The organism is Shinella lacus (genome assembly GCF_010994755.1).
In the GTDB taxonomy this organism is placed as follows: domain Bacteria; phylum Pseudomonadota; class Alphaproteobacteria; order Rhizobiales; family Rhizobiaceae; genus Shinella; species Shinella lacus.
Genome location: NZ_WHSB02000002.1, coordinates 709,734 through 729,575, shown reverse-complemented (window position 1 = coordinate 729,575; position 19,842 = coordinate 709,734). Strand labels below are relative to the sequence as shown.

32 protein-coding genes are annotated in these 19,842 nt (G+C 61.6%); 29 read left to right on the top strand and 3 right to left on the bottom strand.

Features of this window, described 5'->3' with window-relative positions:
- The 28 genes from tuf to rplQ all read left to right on the top strand — a co-directional run.
- Positions 1–887 (top strand): elongation factor Tu (tuf, locus tag GB927_RS08150; protein ID WP_256116163.1); only part of this gene is annotated, 887 nt, incomplete at its 5' end.
- Positions 888–1,075: 188 nt separating this feature from the next.
- The gene (gene rpsJ / locus GB927_RS08145; RefSeq protein ID WP_003507767.1) at positions 1,076–1,384 is read left to right on the top strand and encodes a 30S ribosomal protein S10; all 309 of its coding nucleotides are present in this window, start codon (positions 1,076–1,078) and stop codon (positions 1,382–1,384) included.
- A gap of 170 nt (positions 1,385–1,554) precedes the next feature.
- On the top strand, positions 1,555–2,238 hold the full coding sequence (rplC, locus tag GB927_RS08140; RefSeq protein WP_256116162.1) for a 50S ribosomal protein L3: 684 nt from the start codon (positions 1,555–1,557) through the stop codon (positions 2,236–2,238).
- Between the two features lie 12 nt (positions 2,239–2,250).
- Entirely contained in the window at positions 2,251–2,871 is a 621-nt protein-coding gene (gene rplD / locus GB927_RS08135; RefSeq protein WP_256116161.1) for a 50S ribosomal protein L4, read from the top strand.
- A complete protein-coding gene (locus GB927_RS08130; protein ID WP_256116160.1) occupies positions 2,868–3,161 on the top strand; it encodes a 50S ribosomal protein L23 in 294 nt (97 codons plus the stop codon). Before rplD ends, GB927_RS08130 begins: the two co-directional genes overlap by 4 nt.
- 31 nt (positions 3,162–3,192) lie before the next feature.
- Positions 3,193–4,029, top strand: coding sequence for a 50S ribosomal protein L2 (gene rplB, locus GB927_RS08125; protein WP_256116159.1), 837 nt, complete (start codon positions 3,193–3,195; stop codon positions 4,027–4,029).
- A gap of 15 nt (positions 4,030–4,044) precedes the next feature.
- Positions 4,045–4,323 carry a 30S ribosomal protein S19 gene (rpsS, locus tag GB927_RS08120; protein ID WP_023517272.1) on the top strand — a complete coding sequence of 93 codons (279 nt, stop codon included), beginning with the start codon at positions 4,045–4,047 and terminating at the stop codon, positions 4,321–4,323.
- A 2-nt stretch (positions 4,324–4,325) separates the two neighbouring features.
- On the top strand, positions 4,326–4,715 hold the full coding sequence (gene rplV, locus GB927_RS08115) for a 50S ribosomal protein L22 (RefSeq protein ID WP_117372288.1): 390 nt from the start codon (positions 4,326–4,328) through the stop codon (positions 4,713–4,715).
- Entirely contained in the window at positions 4,715–5,446 is a 732-nt protein-coding gene (gene rpsC / locus GB927_RS08110) for a 30S ribosomal protein S3 (protein WP_256116157.1), read from the top strand. The genes rplV and rpsC overlap by 1 nt, the downstream gene beginning before the upstream one ends.
- A gap of 38 nt (positions 5,447–5,484) precedes the next feature.
- On the top strand, positions 5,485–5,898 hold the full coding sequence (gene rplP, locus GB927_RS08105; protein ID WP_117372290.1) for a 50S ribosomal protein L16: 414 nt from the start codon (positions 5,485–5,487) through the stop codon (positions 5,896–5,898).
- A 12-nt stretch (positions 5,899–5,910) separates the two neighbouring features.
- A complete protein-coding gene (gene rpmC, locus GB927_RS08100; RefSeq protein WP_069059028.1) occupies positions 5,911–6,111 on the top strand; it encodes a 50S ribosomal protein L29 in 201 nt (66 codons plus the stop codon).
- 12 nt (positions 6,112–6,123) lie between these two features.
- Complete coding sequence (rpsQ, locus tag GB927_RS08095; protein ID WP_256116156.1) at positions 6,124–6,360, top strand: 30S ribosomal protein S17; 237 nt, start codon at positions 6,124–6,126, stop codon at positions 6,358–6,360.
- 238 nt (positions 6,361–6,598) lie between these two features.
- Positions 6,599–6,967 (top strand): 50S ribosomal protein L14, encoded by a 369-nt coding sequence (gene rplN, locus GB927_RS08090; RefSeq protein ID WP_018328276.1) that lies wholly within the window; start codon positions 6,599–6,601, stop codon positions 6,965–6,967.
- 12 nt (positions 6,968–6,979) lie between these two features.
- Complete coding sequence (gene rplX / locus GB927_RS08085) at positions 6,980–7,291, top strand: 50S ribosomal protein L24 (protein WP_069059026.1); 312 nt, start codon at positions 6,980–6,982, stop codon at positions 7,289–7,291.
- Positions 7,284–7,841: a 50S ribosomal protein L5 gene (gene rplE / locus GB927_RS08080; RefSeq protein WP_256116155.1), complete on the top strand. Its 558-nt coding sequence runs from the start codon at positions 7,284–7,286 to the stop codon at positions 7,839–7,841. The genes rplX and rplE overlap by 8 nt, the downstream gene beginning before the upstream one ends.
- A 34-nt stretch (positions 7,842–7,875) precedes the next feature.
- On the top strand, positions 7,876–8,181 hold the full coding sequence (gene rpsN / locus GB927_RS08075) for a 30S ribosomal protein S14 (RefSeq protein ID WP_256116154.1): 306 nt from the start codon (positions 7,876–7,878) through the stop codon (positions 8,179–8,181).
- A 12-nt stretch (positions 8,182–8,193) separates the two neighbouring features.
- On the top strand, positions 8,194–8,592 hold the full coding sequence (gene rpsH, locus GB927_RS08070; RefSeq protein WP_256116153.1) for a 30S ribosomal protein S8: 399 nt from the start codon (positions 8,194–8,196) through the stop codon (positions 8,590–8,592).
- Positions 8,593–8,634: 42 nt separating this feature from the next.
- Positions 8,635–9,168 carry a 50S ribosomal protein L6 gene (gene rplF / locus GB927_RS08065; RefSeq protein ID WP_256116152.1) on the top strand — a complete coding sequence of 178 codons (534 nt, stop codon included), beginning with the start codon at positions 8,635–8,637 and terminating at the stop codon, positions 9,166–9,168.
- Between the two features lie 12 nt (positions 9,169–9,180).
- On the top strand, positions 9,181–9,543 hold the full coding sequence (gene rplR / locus GB927_RS08060; RefSeq protein WP_256116151.1) for a 50S ribosomal protein L18: 363 nt from the start codon (positions 9,181–9,183) through the stop codon (positions 9,541–9,543).
- Between the two features lie 128 nt (positions 9,544–9,671).
- On the top strand, positions 9,672–10,238 hold the full coding sequence (gene rpsE / locus GB927_RS08055) for a 30S ribosomal protein S5 (protein WP_023515494.1): 567 nt from the start codon (positions 9,672–9,674) through the stop codon (positions 10,236–10,238).
- Positions 10,239–10,251: 13 nt separating this feature from the next.
- Positions 10,252–10,455, top strand: coding sequence for a 50S ribosomal protein L30 (gene rpmD / locus GB927_RS08050; RefSeq protein ID WP_256116149.1), 204 nt, complete (start codon positions 10,252–10,254; stop codon positions 10,453–10,455).
- Between the two features lie 11 nt (positions 10,456–10,466).
- Positions 10,467–10,946, top strand: a complete 480-nt coding sequence (gene rplO, locus GB927_RS08045) for a 50S ribosomal protein L15 (protein WP_256116148.1) — start codon at positions 10,467–10,469, stop codon at positions 10,944–10,946.
- A 315-nt stretch (positions 10,947–11,261) separates the two neighbouring features.
- On the top strand, positions 11,262–12,602 hold the full coding sequence (gene secY, locus GB927_RS08040; RefSeq protein ID WP_256116147.1) for a preprotein translocase subunit SecY: 1,341 nt from the start codon (positions 11,262–11,264) through the stop codon (positions 12,600–12,602).
- Entirely contained in the window at positions 12,599–13,183 is a 585-nt protein-coding gene (locus GB927_RS08035; RefSeq protein WP_256116146.1) for an adenylate kinase, read from the top strand. Before secY ends, GB927_RS08035 begins: the two co-directional genes overlap by 4 nt.
- A 273-nt stretch (positions 13,184–13,456) precedes the next feature.
- Positions 13,457–13,825, top strand: coding sequence for a 30S ribosomal protein S13 (gene rpsM, locus GB927_RS08030; protein WP_064329867.1), 369 nt, complete (start codon positions 13,457–13,459; stop codon positions 13,823–13,825).
- Positions 13,826–14,067: 242 nt separating this feature from the next.
- The gene (rpsK, locus tag GB927_RS08025; protein WP_023513823.1) at positions 14,068–14,457 is read left to right on the top strand and encodes a 30S ribosomal protein S11; all 390 of its coding nucleotides are present in this window, start codon (positions 14,068–14,070) and stop codon (positions 14,455–14,457) included.
- Positions 14,458–14,560: 103 nt separating this feature from the next.
- Complete coding sequence (locus tag GB927_RS08020) at positions 14,561–15,571, top strand: DNA-directed RNA polymerase subunit alpha (protein ID WP_256116145.1); 1,011 nt, start codon at positions 14,561–14,563, stop codon at positions 15,569–15,571.
- A 45-nt stretch (positions 15,572–15,616) separates the two neighbouring features.
- Positions 15,617–16,039 carry a 50S ribosomal protein L17 gene (gene rplQ / locus GB927_RS08015; protein ID WP_256116144.1) on the top strand — a complete coding sequence of 141 codons (423 nt, stop codon included), beginning with the start codon at positions 15,617–15,619 and terminating at the stop codon, positions 16,037–16,039.
- Positions 16,040–16,101: 62 nt separating this feature from the next.
- Here the strand turns inward: rplQ and GB927_RS08010 are convergent, their stop codons facing one another.
- Positions 16,102–16,812, bottom strand: a complete 711-nt coding sequence (locus GB927_RS08010; protein ID WP_256116143.1) for a class I SAM-dependent methyltransferase — start codon at positions 16,810–16,812, stop codon at positions 16,102–16,104.
- Between the two features lie 206 nt (positions 16,813–17,018).
- Between GB927_RS08010 and GB927_RS08005 the strand changes: the two genes are divergently transcribed.
- A complete protein-coding gene (locus GB927_RS08005; RefSeq protein WP_256116142.1) occupies positions 17,019–18,188 on the top strand; it encodes a GGDEF domain-containing protein in 1,170 nt (389 codons plus the stop codon).
- 13 nt (positions 18,189–18,201) lie between these two features.
- On the opposite strand, the gene msrQ is transcribed toward GB927_RS08005, so the two are convergent.
- Both msrQ and msrP read right to left on the bottom strand, forming a co-directional pair.
- Entirely contained in the window at positions 18,202–18,858 is a 657-nt protein-coding gene (gene msrQ / locus GB927_RS08000; RefSeq protein ID WP_256116141.1) for a protein-methionine-sulfoxide reductase heme-binding subunit MsrQ, read from the bottom strand.
- Positions 18,858–19,799, bottom strand: coding sequence for a protein-methionine-sulfoxide reductase catalytic subunit MsrP (gene msrP / locus GB927_RS07995; protein WP_256116140.1), 942 nt, complete (start codon positions 19,797–19,799; stop codon positions 18,858–18,860). The genes msrQ and msrP overlap by 1 nt, the downstream gene beginning before the upstream one ends.
- Positions 19,800–19,842: the final 43 nt, after the last annotated feature.

Here is a 19,842-nt window from a genome sequence, read left to right as displayed (position 1 = left end):
CGATCCTGGTCTGCTCGGCTGCTGACGGCCCGATGCCGCAGACCCGCGAGCACATCCTGCTCGCCCGCCAGGTCGGCGTTCCGGCAATCGTCGTGTTCCTCAACAAGGTCGACCAGGTCGACGACGCTGAACTCCTCGAGCTCGTCGAGCTGGAAGTGCGCGAACTGCTGTCGTCCTACGACTTCCCGGGCGACGACATTCCGATCGTCAAGGGTTCGGCTCTGGCCGCTCTCGAAGATTCGGACAAGAAGATCGGTGAAGACGCGATCCGCGAGCTGATGGCCGCTGTCGACGCGTACATCCCGACGCCGGAGCGTCCGATCGACCAGCCGTTCCTGATGCCGATCGAAGACGTGTTCTCGATCTCGGGCCGCGGTACGGTTGTGACGGGTCGCGTCGAGCGCGGCATCGTCAAGGTCGGTGAAGAAGTCGAGATCGTCGGCATCCGCCCGACCTCGAAGACGACGGTTACCGGCGTTGAAATGTTCCGCAAGCTGCTCGACCAGGGCCAGGCCGGCGACAACATCGGCGCTCTCGTTCGCGGTGTGAACCGTGACGGCGTCGAGCGTGGCCAGATCCTGTGCAAGCCGGGTTCGGTCAAGCCGCACAAGAAGTTCATGGCAGAAGCCTACATCCTGACGAAGGAAGAAGGCGGCCGTCATACGCCGTTCTTCACGAACTACCGTCCGCAGTTCTACTTCCGCACGACGGATGTGACGGGCATTGTTTCGCTGCCGGAAGGTACGGAAATGGTCATGCCGGGCGACAACGTCACGGTTGCCGTCGAGCTGATCGTTCCGATCGCGATGGAAGAAAAGCTGCGCTTCGCGATCCGCGAAGGCGGCCGCACCGTCGGCGCAGGCATCGTTGCTTCGATCGTCGAGTAAGACGTAAGGCCCTAGGCCGCTGAAAAAGGAAGGGCAGGGGTTCACCCTGCCCCTCCGGTCTTTGAAAATTTAGCGGACTGGCCTTTCGGCAATTGTGTTTTCGTGTGCGTTCCTTTATGGAACCGCCAGAATCAAAAAGCGCGTATTCCCAAGAGAATCGCGCGGATAACGAACTAAGGAAAAGTCGTATGAACGGCCAGAACATCCGCATCCGCCTCAAGGCGTTTGACCACCGGATCCTTGATGCCTCCACGCGCGAGATCGTGTCGACGGCAAAGCGCACCGGCGCAAGCGTCCGCGGCCCCGTTCCGCTCCCGACCCGTATTGAAAAGTTCACGGTCAACCGGTCGCCCCACGTCGACAAGAAGAGCCGCGAACAGTTCGAGATGCGCACGCACAAGCGCCTGCTCGACATTGTAGATCCGACCCCGCAGACCGTTGACGCTCTCATGAAGCTCGACCTTGCGGCCGGTGTAGACGTAGAGATCAAGCTCTAAGTCCGGCGTAAGCCGAAATAACAAGGAAGGTACGTGGCATTAGCCGACGTCTTCTAAAAACGGGAAACCCGACGGCCTTCGAGGCCCGAGTGGAATCCTTAAACCAAGAGGCATGAAGGGGCTCCCTTACTTTGGGAATACCCCGACAGGACTTCTAAGAGGATTGAACCATGCGTTCAGGTGTGATTGCACAGAAAGTAGGGATGACTCGCGTCTATAATGACGCAGGTGAGCATATCCCTGTAACAGTATTGCGACTGGACAACGTCCAGGTCGTGGCCCAGCGCACGCAGGACAAGAACGGCTACACGGCCGTCCAGCTCGGCGCCGGCACCTCCAAGGTGAAGAACACGGCAAAGGCACTGCGCGGCCAGTTCGCCGCTGCAAGCGTCGAGCCGAAGGCCAAGCTCGTCGAGTTCCGCGTTTCGGAAGACAACCTCATCGACATCGGCGCGGAACTGACCGCGAGCCACTTTGTCGCAGGTCAGCTCGTCGACGTTACCGGCACCACGATCGGTAAGGGTTTCGCCGGTGCCATGAAGCGCCACAACTTCGGTGGTCTTCGTGCAACGCACGGCGTGTCCGTCTCGCACCGTTCGCACGGTTCGACGGGTAACAACCAGGACCCGGGCAAGGTCTGGAAGGGCAAGCGCATGGCTGGTCACATGGGCCAGACGCGCGTCACCACCCAGAACCTCGAAGTCGTCTCGACCGACGAAGAGCGTGGTCTCATCCTCGTTAAGGGCGCAGTCCCGGGCTCCAAGGGTGCCTGGATCGTCGTTCGTGACGCCGTCAAGTCCGGCACCCCGTCCGACGCGCCGCGTCCGGCCGCCGTGCGCGCCGCAGTCAAGTAAGGGAGCCTGATCATGGATCTCAAAGTCACGACCCTCGAGGGGAAGGACGCCGGCAAGGTCTCCCTCTCCGACGCGATTTTCGGCCTCGAGCCGCGCGAAGACATCATTGCCCGCGTCGTCCGCTGGCAGCTCGCCAAGAAGCAGCAGGGCAGCCACAAGTCGCTGACCCGCGCCGAGGTTTCCCGCACGGGCGCCAAGATGTACAAGCAGAAGGGTACGGGCCGCGCTCGTCACCATTCGGCTCGTGCACCGCAGTTCCGCGGCGGCGGCAAGGCCCACGGCCCGGTTGTTCGCAGCCATGCCCACGACCTGCCCAAGCAGGTTCGCGCGCTCGGCCTGCGCCATGCGCTCTCGGCAAAGCTGAAGGCTGAAAACCTGATCATCATCGACGATCTGGTTGCTGCCGAAGCAAAGACGAAGGCTCTCGCCGGCGTATTCGCCTCGCTCGGCCTCACCAATGCCCTCATCATCGGCGGCTCGGAACTTGACGGCAACTTCAAGCTCGCAGCCCGCAACATCCCGAACGTGGATGTTCTTCCGATCCAGGGTATCAATGTTTACGACATCCTGCGCCGCGGCAAGCTCGTGCTCTCCAAGGCTGCTGTAGAAGCCCTCGAGGAGCGGTTCAAATGACGGATCTTCGCCACTACGATGTGATCGTATCTCCTTCGATCACCGAAAAGTCGACGCTGGTATCCGAAAACAACCAGGTCGTCTTCAACGTTGCCAAGCGCGCTTCCAAGCCTGAAATCAAGGCTGCAGTGGAAGCACTCTTCGGCGTCAAGGTCACGGCTGTGAACACGCTCGTCCGCAAGGGCAAGATCAAGCGTTTCCGCGGCTTCGCCGGCCGGCAGGGAGATGTCAAGAAGGCTATCGTCACGCTCGCTGACGGTCAGTCCATCGACGTCTCCACCGGGCTCTAATCGGGCACTCGGCTAAAGAGGAAACAGAAAAATGGCATTGAAAAGCTACAACCCGACCACTCCGAGCCAGCGCCAGCTGGTCATCGTCGACCGGTCGGGCCTTTACAAGGGCAAGCCCGTAAAGGCTCTGACCGAAGGTCTCTCCAAGAGCGGTGGCCGTAACAACCTGGGTCGCATCACTGCCCGCTTCATCGGCGGCGGTCACAAGCGTACCTACCGTCTCGTCGACTTCAAGCGTCGCAAGTTCGACGTCGAAGGCACGGTCGCGCGTCTGGAATACGACCCGAACCGCACCGCGTTCATCGCGCTGATCGACTACGCTGACGGCGAGCAGGCCTATATCCTGGCACCGCAGCGCCTGGCAGCCGGCGACAAGGTCATCGCGTCCGACAAGGCCGTTGACGTCAAGCCCGGCAACACCATGCCGCTGCAGTACATCCCGGTTGGCTCGATCGTTCACAACGTCGAGATGAAGCCGGGCAAGGGCGGCCAGATCGCCCGCTCCGCCGGCACCTTCGTCCAGCTGGTCGGCCGCGACCAGGGCATGGCGATCCTTCGCCTGAACTCGGGCGAACAGCGCCTGGTTCACTCGTCCTGCCTCGCCACGATTGGCGCCGTATCCAACCCGGACCACGGCAACATCAACGACGGCAAGGCTGGTCGCACGCGTTGGCGCGGCAAGACCCCGCACAACCGCGGCGTCGTCATGAACCCGGTCGACCACCCGCACGGCGGTGGTGAAGGTCGCACCTCCGGTGGTCGTCACCCGGTATCCCCGTGGGGCAAGCCCACCAAGGGCAAGCGTACCCGCTCGAACAAGTCGACCGACAAGTTCATCATGCGCTCGCGCCACTTGAAGAAGAAGTAAGAGAGGTAGTCAGGAATGGCTCGTTCAGTATGGAAAGGCCCGTTTGTTGACGGCTATCTTCTCAAGAAGGCTGAGAAGGTTCGTGAAGGCGGTCGCAGCGAAGTGATCAAGATCTGGAGCCGTCGCTCCACGATCCTGCCGCAGTTCGTCGGTCTCACCTTCGGCGTCTACAACGGCAGCAAGCATATCCCGGTGGCCGTCAACGAAGACATGGTTGGCCACAAGTTTGGTGAATTCGCTCCGACCCGGACCTATTACGGTCACGGCGCGGACAAGAAGGCGAAGAGGAAGTAACGATGGGCAAGGCTAAAGCCGAACGTCGGCTGAAGGATAACGAGGCGCAGGCCATCGCGCGCACGATCCGCGTCAGCCCCCAGAAGCTCAACCTGCTTGCTGCGCTGATCCGCGGCAAGAAGGTCGACCGGGCGCTCGCCGAACTTGAATTCTCGCGCAAGCGTAGCGCCGAGACCGTCAAGAAGACGCTGGAATCCGCTATCGCCAACGCAGAAAACAACCACGACCTCGACGTGGACTCGCTGATCGTCGCGGAAGCGTATGTCGGCAAGTCCATTGTCATGAAGCGTTTCCACGCTCGTGGCCGCGGCCGCGCATCGCGGATCGAGAAGCCTTTCTCGCATCTCACGATCGTCGTCCGTGAAGTCGAAGCCAAAGGGGAGGCCGCATAATGGGCCAGAAGATTAATCCAATCGGTTTCCGCCTCGGCATCAACCGTACCTGGGACAGCCGTTGGTTCGCCGACAATGCCGAATACGGCCAGCTGCTCCACGAAGACCTTAAGATCCGCGCTTTCGTCATGGAAGAGCTGAAGCAGGCCGGTATCGCCAAGGTCGTCATCGAGCGTCCGCACAAGAAGTGCCGCGTCACGATCCACTCGGCTCGCCCGGGTCTGATCATCGGCAAGAAGGGTGCAGACATCGAGAAGCTTCGCAAGAAGCTTGCCGCGATGACGAACTCGGAAACGCACCTCAACATCGTTGAAGTGCGCAAGCCGGAAGTCGACGCAACCCTCGTTGCCCAGTCGATCGCCCAGCAGCTCGAGCGCCGCGTGGCTTTCCGCCGTGCGATGAAGCGCGCTGTTCAGTCCGCGATGCGTCTTGGCGCCGAAGGCATCAAGATCACCTGCGCAGGCCGTCTCGGCGGCGCGGAAATCGCCCGTACGGAATGGTACCGCGAAGGTCGCGTTCCGCTTCACACGCTGCGTGCGGACATCGATTACGGTACGGCTGAAGCCGAAACCGCATTCGGCATCTGCGGCATCAAGGTCTGGATCTTCAAGGGCGAAATCCTTGAACACGACCCGATGGCTTCGGAGCGTCGCGCAAGCGAAAGTGACAGCCAGGGTCCCGCCAGCCGCGAACGCGGCGATCGTGGCGACCGTCGTCGTGAAAACGCGTAACAGTCGCGTTTGGCAGCCAATATCGGAGAAGTAAAAAAATGTTGCAGCCAAAGCGTACCAAGTATCGCAAGCAGTTCAAGGGCCGCATCAAGGGTGTCGCCAAGGGCGGCTCCGACCTCGCTTTCGGCGAGTTCGGCTTGAAGGCTCAGGAACCGAATCGCGTTAACGCTCGCGAGATCGAAGCGGCCCGCCGCGCGATCACGCGTTACATGAAGCGTGCCGGCCGTGTGTGGATCCGTGTGTTCCCCGACGTGCCGGTCACCGCCAAGCCTACCGAAGTCCGCATGGGTAAGGGTAAGGGCTCGGTCGAATACTGGGCGGCCAAGGTCAAGCCTGGTCGTATGATGTTCGAGATCGACGGTGTCTCCGAGGAGATCGCCCGCGAGGCGCTTCGTCTCGGCTCGGCCAAGCTCTCGGTCAAGACGCGCTTCGTACAGCGCATTGCAGAGTAAGGAGCGAGTAGGATGAAAGCCGTAGACGTTCGCGCGCTTAGCGCCGACCAGCTCAACGATGAGCTTGCCAAGCTGAAGAAAGAGCAGTTCAACCTGCGCTTCCAGAAGGCGACTGGCCAGCTCGAGAAGACCTCGCGCATCAACGAAGTCCGCAAGGACATCGCGCGCGTCAAGACCATTGCCCGCCAGAAGGCGGCAGAAGCCAAGGCCTAAGGACCGAAAACGATGCCGAAACGCATTCTGCAGGGCACTGTAGTCAGTGACAAGAACGAAAAGACCGTTGTCGTTCGCGTCGAGCGCCGCTTTGCCCACCCGCTGCTTCAGAAGACCGTTCGCCGGTCCAAGAAGTACAAGGCGCATGACGAAAACAACCAGTACAAGGTCGGTGACGTCGTTTCCATCGAGGAATGCGCACCCATCTCCAAGGACAAGCGCTGGACCGTCGTATCGGCCCACGCCTAAAAACATCGGAATTTGCGCCGGGCCCTTGTGTTCGGCGCGAAAACCTGTATGAAGCAGCGCAAGGACGCTCGGAATCACGAGCGTCTTTTGCTTTGAGCGCACGGAAGGTCCCATCGGCTCGCCGATCAGTGGAAACCACCCTGACAAAAGACCATCCCGCGCGAAAACACGTATTTCCATAAGCTGGAACAGGGGGCTAACACCCAACCGGTCCGGTAAAACAAGAAGGCGACCTGACATGATTCAGATGCAGACTAACCTCGACGTCGCGGATAATTCCGGCGCACGTCGTGTCATGTGCATCAAGGTGCTGGGCGGCTCCAAGCGTAAGTACGCTTCGGTCGGCGACATTATCGTCGTCTCGATCAAGGAAGCCATCCCGCGCGGCCGCGTGAAGAAGGGTGACGTGATGAAGGCGGTTGTCGTTCGCACCGCCAAGGACATCCGCCGCCCCGATGGTAGCGTTATCCGTTTCGACAACAACGCAGCCGTCCTGATCGACAATAAGAAAGAGCCCATCGGCACCCGTATCTTCGGACCGGTTCCGCGCGAACTTCGCGCAAAGAACCACATGAAGATCATCTCGCTGGCTCCGGAAGTACTCTAAGGAGCGATGGCTATGCAGAAGATTCGTAAGGGCGACAAGGTCGTCGTACTCACCGGCAAGGACAAGGGCCGTACCGGTGAAGTTGTTCAGGTCATGCCGAAGGAAGACCGCGCGGTCGTCAAGGGTATCAACCTGGTGAAGCGTCACCAGCGTCAGTCCCAGACCCAGGAAGCCGGCATCATCACCAAGGAAGCTTCGATCCACCTGTCGAACATCGCGATCGCCGACCCCAAGGACGGCAAGCCGACCCGCGTCGGTTTCAAGGTCGAGGGCGACAAGAAGGTTCGTGTAGCAAAGCGTTCGGGAGTGTCGATCGATGGCTGACACCAAGTATGAGCCGCGCCTCAAGAAGGAATACGTCGAGCGTATCCGCAAGGCGCTTCAGGAGCAGTTCTCCTTCGCCAACGAGATGCAGATCCCGCGTCTCGACAAGGTCGTCATCAACATGGGTGTTGGTGAATCGACGGGCGATTCGAAGAAGCCGTCCGTAGCGGCTGGCGACCTCGCAGCGATTGCCGGCCAGAAGCCGGTCATCACGCGCGCCCGCAACTCCATCGCCGGCTTCAAGCTGCGCGAAGGCATGCCGATCGGCGCGAAGGTTACGCTGCGCGGCGCCCGCATGTATGAATTTCTGGATCGCCTCGTGAACATCGCGCTGCCCCGCGTACGCGACTTCCGTGGTCTGAACCCGAAGTCCTTCGATGGCCGTGGCAACTTCGCCATGGGTATCAAGGAGCACATTGTGTTCCCGGAGATCAACTACGACAAGGTTGATCAGATGTGGGGCATGGACATCATCGTTTGCACGACGGCAAAGACGGACGACGAAGCACGGGCTCTTCTGAAAGAGTTCAACTTCCCGTTCCGCGCCTGATCCGTAACGACAAGCGTAAAGAAGGATAACTGTTATGGCGAAAACGAGCGCAGTTGAAAAGAACAAGCGCCGCCGCAAACTGGTTGCCAGCCAGGCCGCTAAGCGTGCCCGCCTGAAGGCCATCATCCAGAACCAGGCTCTTCCGATCGAAGAGCGCTTCAAGGCGACCTTGAAGCTTGCCGAACTTCCGCGCAATGGTTCCAAGACCCGCATCCGCAACCGCTGCGAAGTAACGGGCCGTCCGCGCGCCTTTTATCGCAAACTCGGAATGTCGCGTATTGCGCTTCGTGAACTGGGCAATTCCGGCAAGGTGCCGGGCATTGTCAAGTCGAGCTGGTAAGGAGACGGGCACATGTCTATGACTGATCCTCTGGGCGATATGCTCACCCGCATCCGCAACGGCGCCGCACGCCGCAAGTCCAGCGTTTCGACGCCGGCTTCCAAGCTGCGCGCCCGCGTTCTGGACGTCCTTCAGTCCGAAGGTTACATCCGCGGATATTCGGAAGTCGAATTCGGCAACGGCAAGGCCGAGCTGAACATCGAACTCAAGTACTACGAAGGCGCGTCCGTGATCCGCAAGATCGACCGCGTCTCCAAGCCGGGCCGCCGGGTCTATGTCTCGGTCAAGTCCATTCCGCAGGTCGCGAACGGCCTCGGCATCACCATCCTTTCGACCCCGAAGGGTGTGATGGCCGATCACCAGGCACGCGAACAGAACGTTGGTGGCGAGATTCTTTGCTCGGTCTTCTAAGACTGAGCAAGGATCTCCATAACGAACAGACAGGATAAAACAATGTCTCGTATCGGTAAGAAGCCCGTTCCGGTTCCCGCTGGTGTCACCGCGACCGTCGATGGTCAGACGGTCACCGCGAAGGGCCCGAAGGGCGAACTGTTCTTCGTCGCAAACGACGAAGTTTCGGTGAAGCTCGAAGACAACGCAGTTGTCGTTCAGCCGATCAACACGTCCAAGGATGCTCGTTCCAAGTGGGGCATGTCCCGCACGATGGTCGAGAACATCTTCAAGGGTGTGAAGGACGGCTACGAGCGCAAGCTCGAAATCAACGGCGTCGGCTACCGCGCGTCGCTGCAGGGCAAGAACCTGCAGCTCGCACTCGGCTTCAGCCACGACGTGGTCTACCAGACGCCGGAAGGCATCTCGATCGCTGTACCGAAGCCGACGGAAATCATCATCTCCGGCATCAACAAGCAGCAGGTCGGCCAGGTCGCAGCGGAAATCCGCGAATACCGTGGCCCCGAGCCCTACAAGGGCAAGGGCGTCAAGTATGCCGAAGAGCGGATCGTCCGCAAAGAAGGCAAGAAGAAGTAAGGATCACGCGAAATGGCTAGCAGGAAAGAAGCTCTCGTGCGCCGCGCCAACCGCGTGCGCCGTTCCATCAAGGCGGTCGCCAACGGCCGTCCGCGCCTGTCGGTTCATCGCTCGTCGAAGAACATCTACGTACAGGTTATCGATGACGTGGCCGGCACGACGCTTGCGTCCGCCTCCACGCTCGACACCGATCTGCGCTCGTCTCTGAAGACGGGCGCCGACACGGCAGCAGCCGCTGCCGTCGGCAAGCTCATCGCTGAGCGTGCCGCCAAGGCCGGCGTCAAGGAGGTCGTTTTCGACCGTGGCGCCTTCATCTATCACGGCCGCATCAAGGCTCTTGCCGAAGCTGCGCGTGAAGGTGGTCTTAGCTTCTGATCTTTCGGCTGGGCGCGTAAAGCGCCTGCCGGTCAGCTCAGTTGGGTATTGGTCGCTTCCATTCCCTGAATGGGGGCGACTTTCGTCAATCTGCCGATTGCACCCGGAAAAGAAAAAGGAAAAGGACAATGGCACAGGAAAAGCGCGGTCGCGATGACCGCCAGAACCGCGAAGAGCGCGACAGCGAGTTTGTCGACAAGCTCGTCGCGATCAACCGCGTCGCGAAGGTCGTCAAGGGCGGCCGTCGTTTCGGTTTCGCAGCTCTCGTCGTCGTCGGCGACCAGAAGGGCCGCGTCGGCTTCGGCCACGGCAAGGCTCGTGAAGTTCCGGAAGCAATCCGGAAGGCCACCGAAGCCGCCAAGCGCGACCTCATCTTCGTACCGCTGCGCTCGGGCCGCACGCTGCACCACGACGTGCACGGCCGCCACGGCGCCGGCAAGGTTCTGCTTCGCTCGGCCAAGGCCGGTACCGGCATCATCGCCGGTGGCCCGATGCGCGCCGTCTTTGAAACGCTCGGCGTTCATGACGTCGTCGCCAAGTCGACCGGTTCGTCGAACCCGTACAACATGATCCGTGCGACCTTCGACGCCCTCAAGAGCCAGATGCACCCGAAGGACATCGCGGCACAGCGCGGCATGAAGTACGCCACGCTGCAGGCCCGTCGTGCGTCCGCCGGCGTCGCTTCCGAAGAATAAGGGAGTTTGAACAATGGCTAAGAAAGAAACCGCAACGAAGACGGTGACTGTCGAGCAGATCGGCAGCCCCATCCGCCGTCCGGCCGTACAGCGTGCAACGCTCGTCGGCCTGGGCCTTAACAAGATGCATCGGGTTCGCACGCTGGAAGACACTCCGTCTGTCCGCGGCATGATCCGTGCCGTCCAGCACCTCGTCCGCGTCGTCGACGAGAAGTGAGGGGATAGATCATGAAGCTCAATGAAATCAAGGACAACGAAGGCTCTACCAAGAACCGTAAGCGCGTAGGTCGCGGTATCGGTTCGGGCTCCGGCAAGACCGGCGGCCGCGGTGTGAAGGGTCAGAAGGCACGTTCGGGTGTGGCCATCAACGGCTTCGAAGGCGGTCAGATGCCCATCTACCGTCGCCTGCCGAAGCGCGGCTTCAACAACATCTTCTCGTCCGACTTCGCCATCGTGTCGCTGGGCCGCATCCAGGTCGCCATCGACGCCGGCAAGCTTGACGGCAAGGCAACGGTTGACGCAGCCGCTCTCAAGGCCGCTGGCGTTATCCGCCGCGTCAAGGACGGCGTTCGCATCCTCGCTGACGGCGAACTGACGGCCAAGGTGACCTTCGAAGTCGCCGGCGCCTCCAAGCCCGCCATCGAGAAGATCGAAAAGGCCGGCGGCTCGATCAAGCTGCTTCTTGCAGCTGCGGAAGCCGCTGAATAATTCGACGAAATCTTCGCCCGGTGTGCTTCACACCGGGCGATTTTGCTCCCATATGTGAGCCTCACAGCGACGGCCGGGAACCCCATCCCGCTGTTGTCCGGAATTTAAAACCAGGGTGAGGCCGGGATTGCTTGACAATCCGCGTTTCAACCGGTTTAGGCTCCATCCGCCGAGTTTGCCGCAACGGCAGACGGGCACGACGAATTTCAGCATGAGCAAACGGTCCGAGGAGGGCCGGGCGCCTATGCCAAACGGATCAGCCATTCCGGACCTGGCCGGGCTCCCCGCCGCCGGATCGGCTTCGCGGAGAAATGCATGGCTTCGGCAGCGGAACAACTTGCCTCTAATCTCAACTTCTCGACTTTCGCCAAGGCGGAAGATCTGAAGAAGCGTCTCTGGTTCACGCTGGGCGCGCTGCTCGTCTATCGCCTCGGCACCTATATCCCGTTGCCGGGCCTCAATCCCGATGCCTTCGCCCAGGCCTTCCAGGGCCAGTCCAGCGGCATTCTCGGCCTCTTCAACATGTTCTCCGGCGGCGCCGTCGAGCGCATGGCGATCTTCGCACTCGGCATCATGCCGTACATTTCCGCGTCGATCATCGTGCAGCTGATGACCTCGGTCGTTCCCTCGCTGGAACAGCTGAAGAAGGAAGGCGAACAGGGCCGCAAGATCATCAACCAGTACACCCGCTACGGCACGGTGCTGCTCGGCACGCTGCAGGCCTATGGCATCGCGGTGGGCCTCGAAAGCGGGGCAGGGCTGGTCAACGATCCGGGCTGGTTCTTCCGCATCTCCACCGTCATCTCGCTGCTCGGCGGCACGATGTTCCTGATGTGGCTGGGTGAACAGATCACCTCGCGCGGCATCGGCAACGGTATTTCGCTGATCATCTTCGCCGGCATCGTCGCCGCCCTTCCGGGCGCACTCGCCGGAACCCTCGAACTCGGCCGCACCGGCGCTCTGTCGATCGGCGTGATTCTCGCCGTCGTCGTCATGGCTGTCGTCGTCATCGCGCTCATCGTCTTCGTGGAACGCGCCCAGCGCCGGCTTCTGATCCAGTATCCGAAGCGACAGGTGGGCAACCGAATGTTCCAGGGCGATACGTCGCACCTGCCGCTGAAGCTCAACACCGCAGGCGTCATCCCGGCGATCTTCGCATCCTCGCTGCTGCTGCTGCCGGCAACGCTCGCAGGCTTCTCGAACACCGCCGAGCTGCCGACCTGGGCGACCGCCATCATCGCCGCCCTTGGCCATGGCCAGCCGCTCTACATGCTGCTCTATGCGGGCATGATCGCCTTCTTCGCCTTCTTCTACACGGCCATCGTCTTCAATCCGAAGGATACGGCCGACAATCTGAAGAAGCATGGCGGCTTCATTCCGGGCATCCGTCCGGGCGAACGCACCGCGGAATACATCGACTACGTGCTGACCCGCATTACGGTGATCGGCGCGGCCTACCTGATGTTCGTCTGCATTCTTCCCGAAATTCTCATCGCTCAGACAGGTGTGCCGTTCTACCTTGGTGGTACGTCGCTTTTGATTGTTGTCAGCGTGACCCTTGATACTGTAGCACAGATTCAGGGTCACCTGATTGCTCAGCAGTATGAGGGGCTGATCAAGAAGTCGAAGCTGCGTGGAGGAAAGAGGGGACGATGAGACTGATTTTTCTGGGGCCGCCGGGCGCTGGCAAGGGAACGCAAGCCAAGCTCCTGACGGAGAGGCACGGTATTCCGCAGCTTTCCACGGGTGACATGCTGCGGGCGGCCGTTGCCGCCGGCACGGATGTCGGCAAACGCGCGAAGGCCGTCATGGACGCCGGCCAGCTCGTTTCCGACGCCATCGTCAACGAGATCGTGTCCGACCGAATCGATTCGGCCGACTGTGCCAAGGGCTTCATCCTCGACGGGTACCCGCGCACGGTTCCGCAGGCCGAAGCCCTCGACCGGATCCTCGCCGGCAAGGGCATCGCGCTCGACGCCGTCATCGAGCTGAAGGTCGATGAGGATGCGCTGGTCAAGCGCATGGAGAATCGCGTGGCCGAAACGGTCGCCGCCGGCGGCACGGTTCGCTCCGACGACAATCCGGAAGCCTTCAAGCGCCGCTTGACGGAATACCGCGAAAAGACCGCGCCGCTGTCGAGCTACTACGCATCGACCGGCAAGCTCCAGACGGTCGACGGCATGGCCAATGTCGACGTGGTGACGGCAGAGATTGCCGGAATCCTGGAGAACGCCTGATAGGAGCAATTCCGGGAAAAGTGTGAAGCGGTTGCTTTGCAGCCCGGAATCCGAAAAAGGATCTGCCGGGGAGTTGACTTTTTAGCCGATTCCCCCTTATGACAGCGCCAACTCGCGACATACCATTGCGATCGGCGCGGACTTCCAAGAACGAAGTCCGGGTGCGGTCGCTTTCGACGTGTCACGGACATCAACTGAGCGACGCGGCTTTGGAGCCGCTTCAAATGAAGAAGACCACTTGCCGGATGGCAACTGGAAGCAAGGAGAACAGGCGTGGCACGTATCGCTGGCGTCAACATCCCGACTGCGAAGCGCGTTGTCATCGCGCTGCGTTACATTCACGGGATCGGCCCGAAGTTTGCACAGGAAATCATCGAGAAGGTCGGTATCCCGGCTGATCGTCGCGTTCACCAGCTGACGGACGCAGAAATCCTGCAGATCCGCGAAGCCATCGACCGCGACTACCAGGTCGAAGGCGACCTGCGTCGCGAGACCTCGATGAACATCAAGCGTCTCATGGACCTCGGTTGCTACCGTGGTCTGCGTCACCGTCGTGGCCTTCCGGTCCGCGGTCAGCGCACGCACACCAACGCCCGTACCCGCAAGGGCCCGGCGAAGGCCATTGCAGGCAAGAAGAAGTAATTTCCCGGAAACGGGGAACGGGAGGCTGGCGCGTCGCGCCGGCCTCTTTTGAGTTTCGAGCGGGGCTTGGCGCCAAGCCTTTGTCCCGGTCGGTGGAGCTGCTGGCACTACGGCAGTGACGATATCGCCGCACGCGACGCCCTAGGGCCGGTGTGCAAATTTTATTCAGGGCAGGGGCCAAGCCTCCGCCCGGTGGAGCCGCTGGAACTACGGCGGTGTCGAGATCAACGAAAGGACTATCCATGGCCAAGGAAGCCGCACGCGTCCGCCGTCGCGAACGCAAGAACATCACCTCGGGTGTTGCTCACGTCAATTCTTCGTTCAACAACACGATGATCACCATCACCGATGCACAGGGCAACGCCATTGCCTGGTCGTCGGCCGGTGCAAAGGGCTTCAAGGGTTCGCGCAAGTCGACCCCGTTTGCTGCCCAGATCGCTGCCGAAGACTGCGCCAAGAAGGCCCAGGAACACGGCATGAAGTCGCTGGAAGTCGAAGTCTGCGGTCCGGGTTCCGGCCGTGAATCGGCTCTGCGCGCCCTCCAGGCTGCCGGCTTCATGATCACGTCGATCCGCGACGTGACCCCGATCCCGCACAACGGTTGCCGCCCGCGCAAGAAGCGCCGCGTCTGATCATCGCATTCGAATTGCTGCGGAAGCCGGTTTCCGGCTTTCGCGGATCTTCAGGGCTCGGCCGTCACGATTGGATGGTGGCGGCGAACGGAAGGCAAAACATATGATCCAGAAAAACTGGCAGGAACTGATCAAGCCGAACAAGGTGGAGTTCTCCTCCTCCGGCCGCACCAAGGCAAGCCTTGTTGCCGAGCCGCTGGAGCGGGGCTTTGGCCTGACGCTCGGCAACGCGCTGCGTCGCGTTCTCCTGTCGTCGCTGCGCGGTGCGGCTGTTACCGCCGTGCAGATCGACGGCGTGCTACACGAGTTCTCGTCGATCCCGGGTGTCCGCGAAGACGTGACCGACATCGTGCTTAACATCAAGGAAATCGCCATCAAGATGGATGGCGACGATTCCAAGCGTATGGTCGTGCGCAAGCAGGGTCCGGGCGTCGTAACGGCTGGTGACATCCAGACGGTCGGCGACATCGAGATCCTGAACCCCAACCATGTGATCTGCACCCTCGACGAGGGCGCCGAAATCCGCATGGAGTTCACGGTCAACAACGGCAAGGGCTATGTGCCCGCCGACCGCAACCGTTCCGAAGACGCGCCGATCGGCCTCATCCCGGTCGACAGCCTCTACTCGCCTGTCAAGAAAGTGTCCTACAAGGTGGAAAACACCCGCGAAGGCCAGGTTCTCGACTATGACAAGCTGACGATGTCCATCGAGACCGACGGCTCCGTCACCGGCGAAGATGCGATCGCGTTCGCGGCCCGCATTCTTCAGGACCAGCTCTCGGTCTTCGTCAACTTCGACGAACCGCAGAAGGAAGCCGAAGAAGAGTCGGTCACCGAGCTCGCCTTTAACCCGGCGCTCCTCAAGAAGGTCGACGAACTGGAACTTTCCGTCCGTTCGGCGAACTGCCTGAAGAACGACAACATCGTCTACATTGGCGATCTCATTCAGAAGACCGAAGCCGAAATGCTTCGCACCCCGAATTTTGGTCGCAAGTCGCTGAACGAAATCAAGGAAGTTCTCGCTTCCATGGGCCTGCACCTCGGCATGGAAGTGCCGGCATGGCCGCCTGAGAACATCGAAGATCTCGCAAAGCGTTACGAAGACCAATATTAACCATCAAACGGCAGGTTTTCAGCCTGCATGTGAAGGAGAACCGAGATGCGCCACCAGAATTCGGGCCGCAAACTCAACCGTACTGCCAGCCACCGCAAGGCGATGTTCGCCAACATGGCTGCCTCGCTCATCGAACATGAGCAGATCGTCACCACGCTGCCGAAGGCGAAGGAAATTCGCCCGATCGTCGAGAAGCTCGTCACCCTCGGCAAGCGCGGCGACCTGCACGCTCGCCGCCAGGCGATCTCGCAGATCCGTGACGTTGCCGTCGTCGCCAAGCTGTTCGACGCCATCGCAACCCGTTACGCCACCCGCAATGGCGGCTACCTTCGCATCATGAAGGCCGGCTACCGTCGTGGCGACAACGCTCCGCTCGCCGTCATCGAATTCGTTGACCGCGACGCTTCCGCAAAGGGCGCGAAGGACCTCGCCCGCACGGAAGCCGAAGCGCAGGCCGAAGCAGCCTGATCGCCGGTTTACGGGATTGAATAAAAAAGGCCGGGGCATGTCCCCGGCCTTTTTCTTTGCGGCTATTTCGGCTTTCGCGCCCGCGCCATCAGCGTCCAGCCCCAGTCGCGCCGTTCCATGATGGTGCGCCATGCGTGGCCGACGGCCGGCCCGAGAAGGGCATTCAGCCTCCGGCCGGCGAGGATGTGGCGAACCCCCTTGTGGGCAATGGGCGTGACCGAGACGAGGTTTTCGACGTTGAAATGCGGCCGGAGCAACGCGTCGAGCTGCCACCGGTCCACCCAGTTCCGTAGCTGTCCGGGGGCAGGCGGCGGTATCTTGCAATGGGTGCTGAGCACGGTCCTGTTCTGGGTGGCAAGCAGCAGCAGGCCGCCGGGGCGCAGAAGCTGGGCGATGCGGGCGACGAAGGCCTCCTGGTCGGCGACATGGGAGAGCACTTCCAGGCTGACGATGACGTCGAAGCTGGCGTCCGCAAACGGCATCGTCGCGAAATCGCCGGCGATGAAGCCGACACCGGGCCAGCGCGCCTGCGCCCGTCGCAGCACGTCGTCGGAAAGGTCCGTGCCGATGACCCGGCCATACCGGGAGAGTTGCGGGCAGAACCAGCCCGTGCCGCAGCCCACTTCCAGGATATCGAGGTTGCGGCCCGGCTGCTCGTCGAGCCAGCCGGTGACGACTTCCGCCTGGCGTCGCGAGACCTCGCTGATCCGGTCTTCCCGGTTGTCGGCGTTCCAGGTGTTCCAGAAGGTGCGCTGGTTTTCGAGCGTTTCCATCGCGGCAGGATGGATCGCTCGTTTCTTTCGCGCCAGCTATCCATCCGTCGTCCGGAATATCTCATTGGTGGTAGGCGCGTGGGGGTGGCGGTTAACGCCTGGCGCGCCGTCAAAATCCGCAGGAAAGATTTTGGAAAGCATATTCCTACGGATTGTCTTTAGCCCCGGGATTTAAAGTTCTGGCGGAGTTTAATCGAGTTTGAGTGATGGCCGAGAATTTCGCATATCTGCTGCCGATGGTTCTCACCCTGTTTGGCGTCGCATTTCTCGTCGTGGCGCGCTTCGGCAATCGCGCCGCCTTGTTCTGGGGCGCGGGTTACCTCTGCGCCGCGATCGGCTTCCTCGCGCCGCTTCTGCAAGCCGTCGCGCCGGTCTTCGTGGTGGCGATGACGGCGGATGCCGCTTTCCTTTGCGCTTTCCTCCTCTACGGCCACGCGCTCGTCACCCACTTCGACGCGCCCCGCCTTGTGGCCGCGCGTCTTGCCATGGCCGCGCTAGCCTATGCCGGCATCGGCTACGCGGTTCTCGCCGCAGAGAGCCTGCGCTTCGAGCTCTTCATCAGCGATGTCGCCTGCTGCGCCCTGCTGCTGGTCGCGATGGCATCCTCGTGGCGCCGTTCGAGCAGCTGGATCGATCGCGCGCTGTTCGGTGCAGTGGGGTTCGTGGTGCTGGAGACGTCCGTGCGCACGGTGATCTTCTTCATCATGGCCGGCACGCTGGCGATGGACGAATTCATCGGTTCGTCCTACGCGTTCGTCATGCAGATCACGGCGACCATCGGCGCGCTGCTGACGGCCCTGACGGCGCTTGCATCGGTCGCGCTGCGCATTGTCGAGGGGCACCGCAAGGCGGCGGAGGAAGATCCGCTGACCGGCCTTCTCAATCGCCGGGGCTTCGAGCAGTTCATCGGCCAGAATGCACGCACCGCAAAGGGCGAGGCCGCCATCATCGTTGCCGACATCGACTGGTTCAAGTCGATCAATGACCGCTTCGGCCATGCCGCAGGCGACGAGGCCATCCGGGAGGTGGCCGCCCTGCTGCGCACGCTCTCCTGGCCGGGTGTTGCCGTGGCCCGCTTCGGCGGCGAGGAGTTCATTGCCCACCTGCCGAACTGCCGCTTGCAGGACGCCCATACGCTCGCCAACACCGTCCGCATCGCGCTGTCCGAGCGTGACCTGAGCGGCATCGGCATCGACCACTCGATTACCGCCAGCTTCGGCGTGGCCGTGACGGCTGCTGGCGATCACAGCATCCATGATGCGATCAGCCGCGCCGACAGGCTGCTCTACCTCGCCAAAAGCAACGGCCGCAACCGGGTCGTCAGCAGCGTCGCGGAGGGATCGCCGCAGGCAGGGCCGAAGCTCTTCGTCGTATAATGAATGGCTTCGGCTAGGCCGAGCGTTCCTGCCCGCGAACGCTGGTCGCCTGCGGCCTTGCCCGCTTCTTCCCGCGCAGCATCGGCCGTATCAATCGATAGGCGAGAAGCAGGAGCACGAGGACGATATAGAGCCATTGCTCCGGCCCCACGACCTTCACCGCCATGGCGAAGTGCAGCGCGCCGCAGGCTGCGATGATGTAGACGAGCTTATGCAGCCTGACCCAGCGCGGCCCGAGCTTTCGGATGGACCAGTTGTTCGAGGTCAGCGCCAGCGGGATCAGCATCACGAAAGCTGCCATGCCGATGGTGATGAACGGCCGTTTGGCGATGTCGGTGATGATGGCCGCGAAATTCAGGTACTGGTCGAGCACCATATACGTCAGGAAGTGCATCAGCACGTACCAGAAGGCGAGCAATCCGAGTGCGCGCCGGTAACGCACCCAGTTGATTCCGAAGAGATCGCGGATCGGCGAGATGGCGAGCGCTAAGACGAGGAAACGCAGCGCCCACAGGCCGAGCAGGTGTTCGAACTCCTTGACCGGATTGCCGGGCAGGCGGCCTGTCGCGCCGAGATAGAAGCCATAGGCCGCCGGCAGGAGGCCTACAGCATAAAGCAGCCAGATCGACGCCGCGTGATATTTACGGGGCAGGGCGGGCAGGCCGGCCATCAGAAATTCGCCCGAAGGTCCATGCCGGAATAGAGGCCTGCGACCTCCTCGGCATAGCCGTTGAAGGGCAGCGTCGGGCGGCGGTTCGCGCCGAAGAAGCCGCCTTCGCCGATGCGGTTCTCGCTTGCCTGGCTCCAGCGCGGGTGGTCCACCTCCGGATTGACGTTGGCGTAGAAGCCGTATTCGTTCGAGGCGGAGAGGTTCCAGGTGGAGGGCGGCTGCTTGTCGGTGAGGGTGATCCGGACGATCGACTTGATGCCCTTGAAGCCATATTTCCACGGCACGACGAGGCGGATCGGCGCACCGTTCTGGTTGGGCAGCGTCTTGCCATAGACGCCGACGGCGAGGATCGCCAGCGGATGGCGGGCCTCATCGAGCCGCAGGCCCTCGACATAGGGCCAGGGAAGCGGCTGGAAGAAGCCGGACTGGCCCGGCATTTCCTCCGGCCGCACGACCGTTTCGAAGGCGACGTATTTCGCGTCACCCAGCGGCTCCACCTTGTCGAGGAGGGCCGCAAGCGGAAAGCCGATCCAGGGGATCACCATCGACCAGGCTTCGACGCAGCGCATGCGGTAGACGCGCTCTTCGAGCGGCAGGGCCAGCAGCTCTTCCAGCCCGAATTCCTTCGGCTTGCCGACGAGGCCGTCGACCTTCACCGTCCAGGGCGTCGCCTTGAAGTCCGTGGCGTTGGCCACCGGGTCGCCCTTGCCCGTGCCGAATTCGTAGAAATTGTTATAGCTGGTCACGTCCTTTTCGGGCGTCAGCGTCTCATCGACCATATATTGGCTTTTGGACGCGGTCAGCGGCGCTGCGAAAGCGGCCGAACCTGCCGCCGCCAGTGCCCCACCCGCCGCTGCGGCGAGAAAGGAGCGGCGGCTGAGGAAACAGTGTTCCGGCGTGATCTGCGAGGCGGGGACGCGGGGCGGACGGTAGAAGGACATGGTGGGGGCTCGATCTGTTGGTTGCTTTCCCTGGTTCCTACGT

Bases quoted from the DNA above. Each gene is read 5' to 3' on its own strand.
- rpsJ (WP_003507767.1), top strand. From the start codon at position 1,076: ATGAACGGCCAGAACATCCGCATCCGCCTCAAGGCGTTTGACCACCGG.
- rplC (WP_256116162.1), top strand. From the start codon at position 1,555: ATGCGTTCAGGTGTGATTGCACAGAAAGTAGGGATGACTCGCGTCTAT.
- rplD (WP_256116161.1), top strand. From the start codon at position 2,251: ATGGATCTCAAAGTCACGACCCTCGAGGGGAAGGACGCCGGCAAGGTC.
- GB927_RS08130 (WP_256116160.1), top strand. From the start codon at position 2,868: ATGACGGATCTTCGCCACTACGATGTGATCGTATCTCCTTCGATCACC.
- rplB (WP_256116159.1), top strand. From the start codon at position 3,193: ATGGCATTGAAAAGCTACAACCCGACCACTCCGAGCCAGCGCCAGCTG.
- rpsS (WP_023517272.1), top strand. From the start codon at position 4,045: ATGGCTCGTTCAGTATGGAAAGGCCCGTTTGTTGACGGCTATCTTCTC.
- rplV (WP_117372288.1), top strand. From the start codon at position 4,326: ATGGGCAAGGCTAAAGCCGAACGTCGGCTGAAGGATAACGAGGCGCAG.
- rpsC (WP_256116157.1), top strand. From the start codon at position 4,715: ATGGGCCAGAAGATTAATCCAATCGGTTTCCGCCTCGGCATCAACCGT.
- rplP (WP_117372290.1), top strand. From the start codon at position 5,485: ATGTTGCAGCCAAAGCGTACCAAGTATCGCAAGCAGTTCAAGGGCCGC.
- rpmC (WP_069059028.1), top strand. From the start codon at position 5,911: ATGAAAGCCGTAGACGTTCGCGCGCTTAGCGCCGACCAGCTCAACGAT.
- rpsQ (WP_256116156.1), top strand. From the start codon at position 6,124: ATGCCGAAACGCATTCTGCAGGGCACTGTAGTCAGTGACAAGAACGAA.
- rplN (WP_018328276.1), top strand. From the start codon at position 6,599: ATGATTCAGATGCAGACTAACCTCGACGTCGCGGATAATTCCGGCGCA.
- rplX (WP_069059026.1), top strand. From the start codon at position 6,980: ATGCAGAAGATTCGTAAGGGCGACAAGGTCGTCGTACTCACCGGCAAG.
- rplE (WP_256116155.1), top strand. From the start codon at position 7,284: ATGGCTGACACCAAGTATGAGCCGCGCCTCAAGAAGGAATACGTCGAG.
- rpsN (WP_256116154.1), top strand. From the start codon at position 7,876: ATGGCGAAAACGAGCGCAGTTGAAAAGAACAAGCGCCGCCGCAAACTG.
- rpsH (WP_256116153.1), top strand. From the start codon at position 8,194: ATGTCTATGACTGATCCTCTGGGCGATATGCTCACCCGCATCCGCAAC.
- rplF (WP_256116152.1), top strand. From the start codon at position 8,635: ATGTCTCGTATCGGTAAGAAGCCCGTTCCGGTTCCCGCTGGTGTCACC.
- rplR (WP_256116151.1), top strand. From the start codon at position 9,181: ATGGCTAGCAGGAAAGAAGCTCTCGTGCGCCGCGCCAACCGCGTGCGC.
- rpsE (WP_023515494.1), top strand. From the start codon at position 9,672: ATGGCACAGGAAAAGCGCGGTCGCGATGACCGCCAGAACCGCGAAGAG.
- rpmD (WP_256116149.1), top strand. From the start codon at position 10,252: ATGGCTAAGAAAGAAACCGCAACGAAGACGGTGACTGTCGAGCAGATC.
- rplO (WP_256116148.1), top strand. From the start codon at position 10,467: ATGAAGCTCAATGAAATCAAGGACAACGAAGGCTCTACCAAGAACCGT.
- secY (WP_256116147.1), top strand. From the start codon at position 11,262: ATGGCTTCGGCAGCGGAACAACTTGCCTCTAATCTCAACTTCTCGACT.
- GB927_RS08035 (WP_256116146.1), top strand. From the start codon at position 12,599: ATGAGACTGATTTTTCTGGGGCCGCCGGGCGCTGGCAAGGGAACGCAA.
- rpsK (WP_023513823.1), top strand. From the start codon at position 14,068: ATGGCCAAGGAAGCCGCACGCGTCCGCCGTCGCGAACGCAAGAACATC.
- GB927_RS08020 (WP_256116145.1), top strand. From the start codon at position 14,561: ATGATCCAGAAAAACTGGCAGGAACTGATCAAGCCGAACAAGGTGGAG.
- rplQ (WP_256116144.1), top strand. From the start codon at position 15,617: ATGCGCCACCAGAATTCGGGCCGCAAACTCAACCGTACTGCCAGCCAC.
- GB927_RS08010 (WP_256116143.1), bottom strand. From the start codon at position 16,812: ATGGAAACGCTCGAAAACCAGCGCACCTTCTGGAACACCTGGAACGCC.
- GB927_RS08005 (WP_256116142.1), top strand. From the start codon at position 17,019: ATGGCCGAGAATTTCGCATATCTGCTGCCGATGGTTCTCACCCTGTTT.
- msrQ (WP_256116141.1), bottom strand. From the start codon at position 18,858: ATGGCCGGCCTGCCCGCCCTGCCCCGTAAATATCACGCGGCGTCGATC.
- msrP (WP_256116140.1), bottom strand. From the start codon at position 19,799: ATGTCCTTCTACCGTCCGCCCCGCGTCCCCGCCTCGCAGATCACGCCG.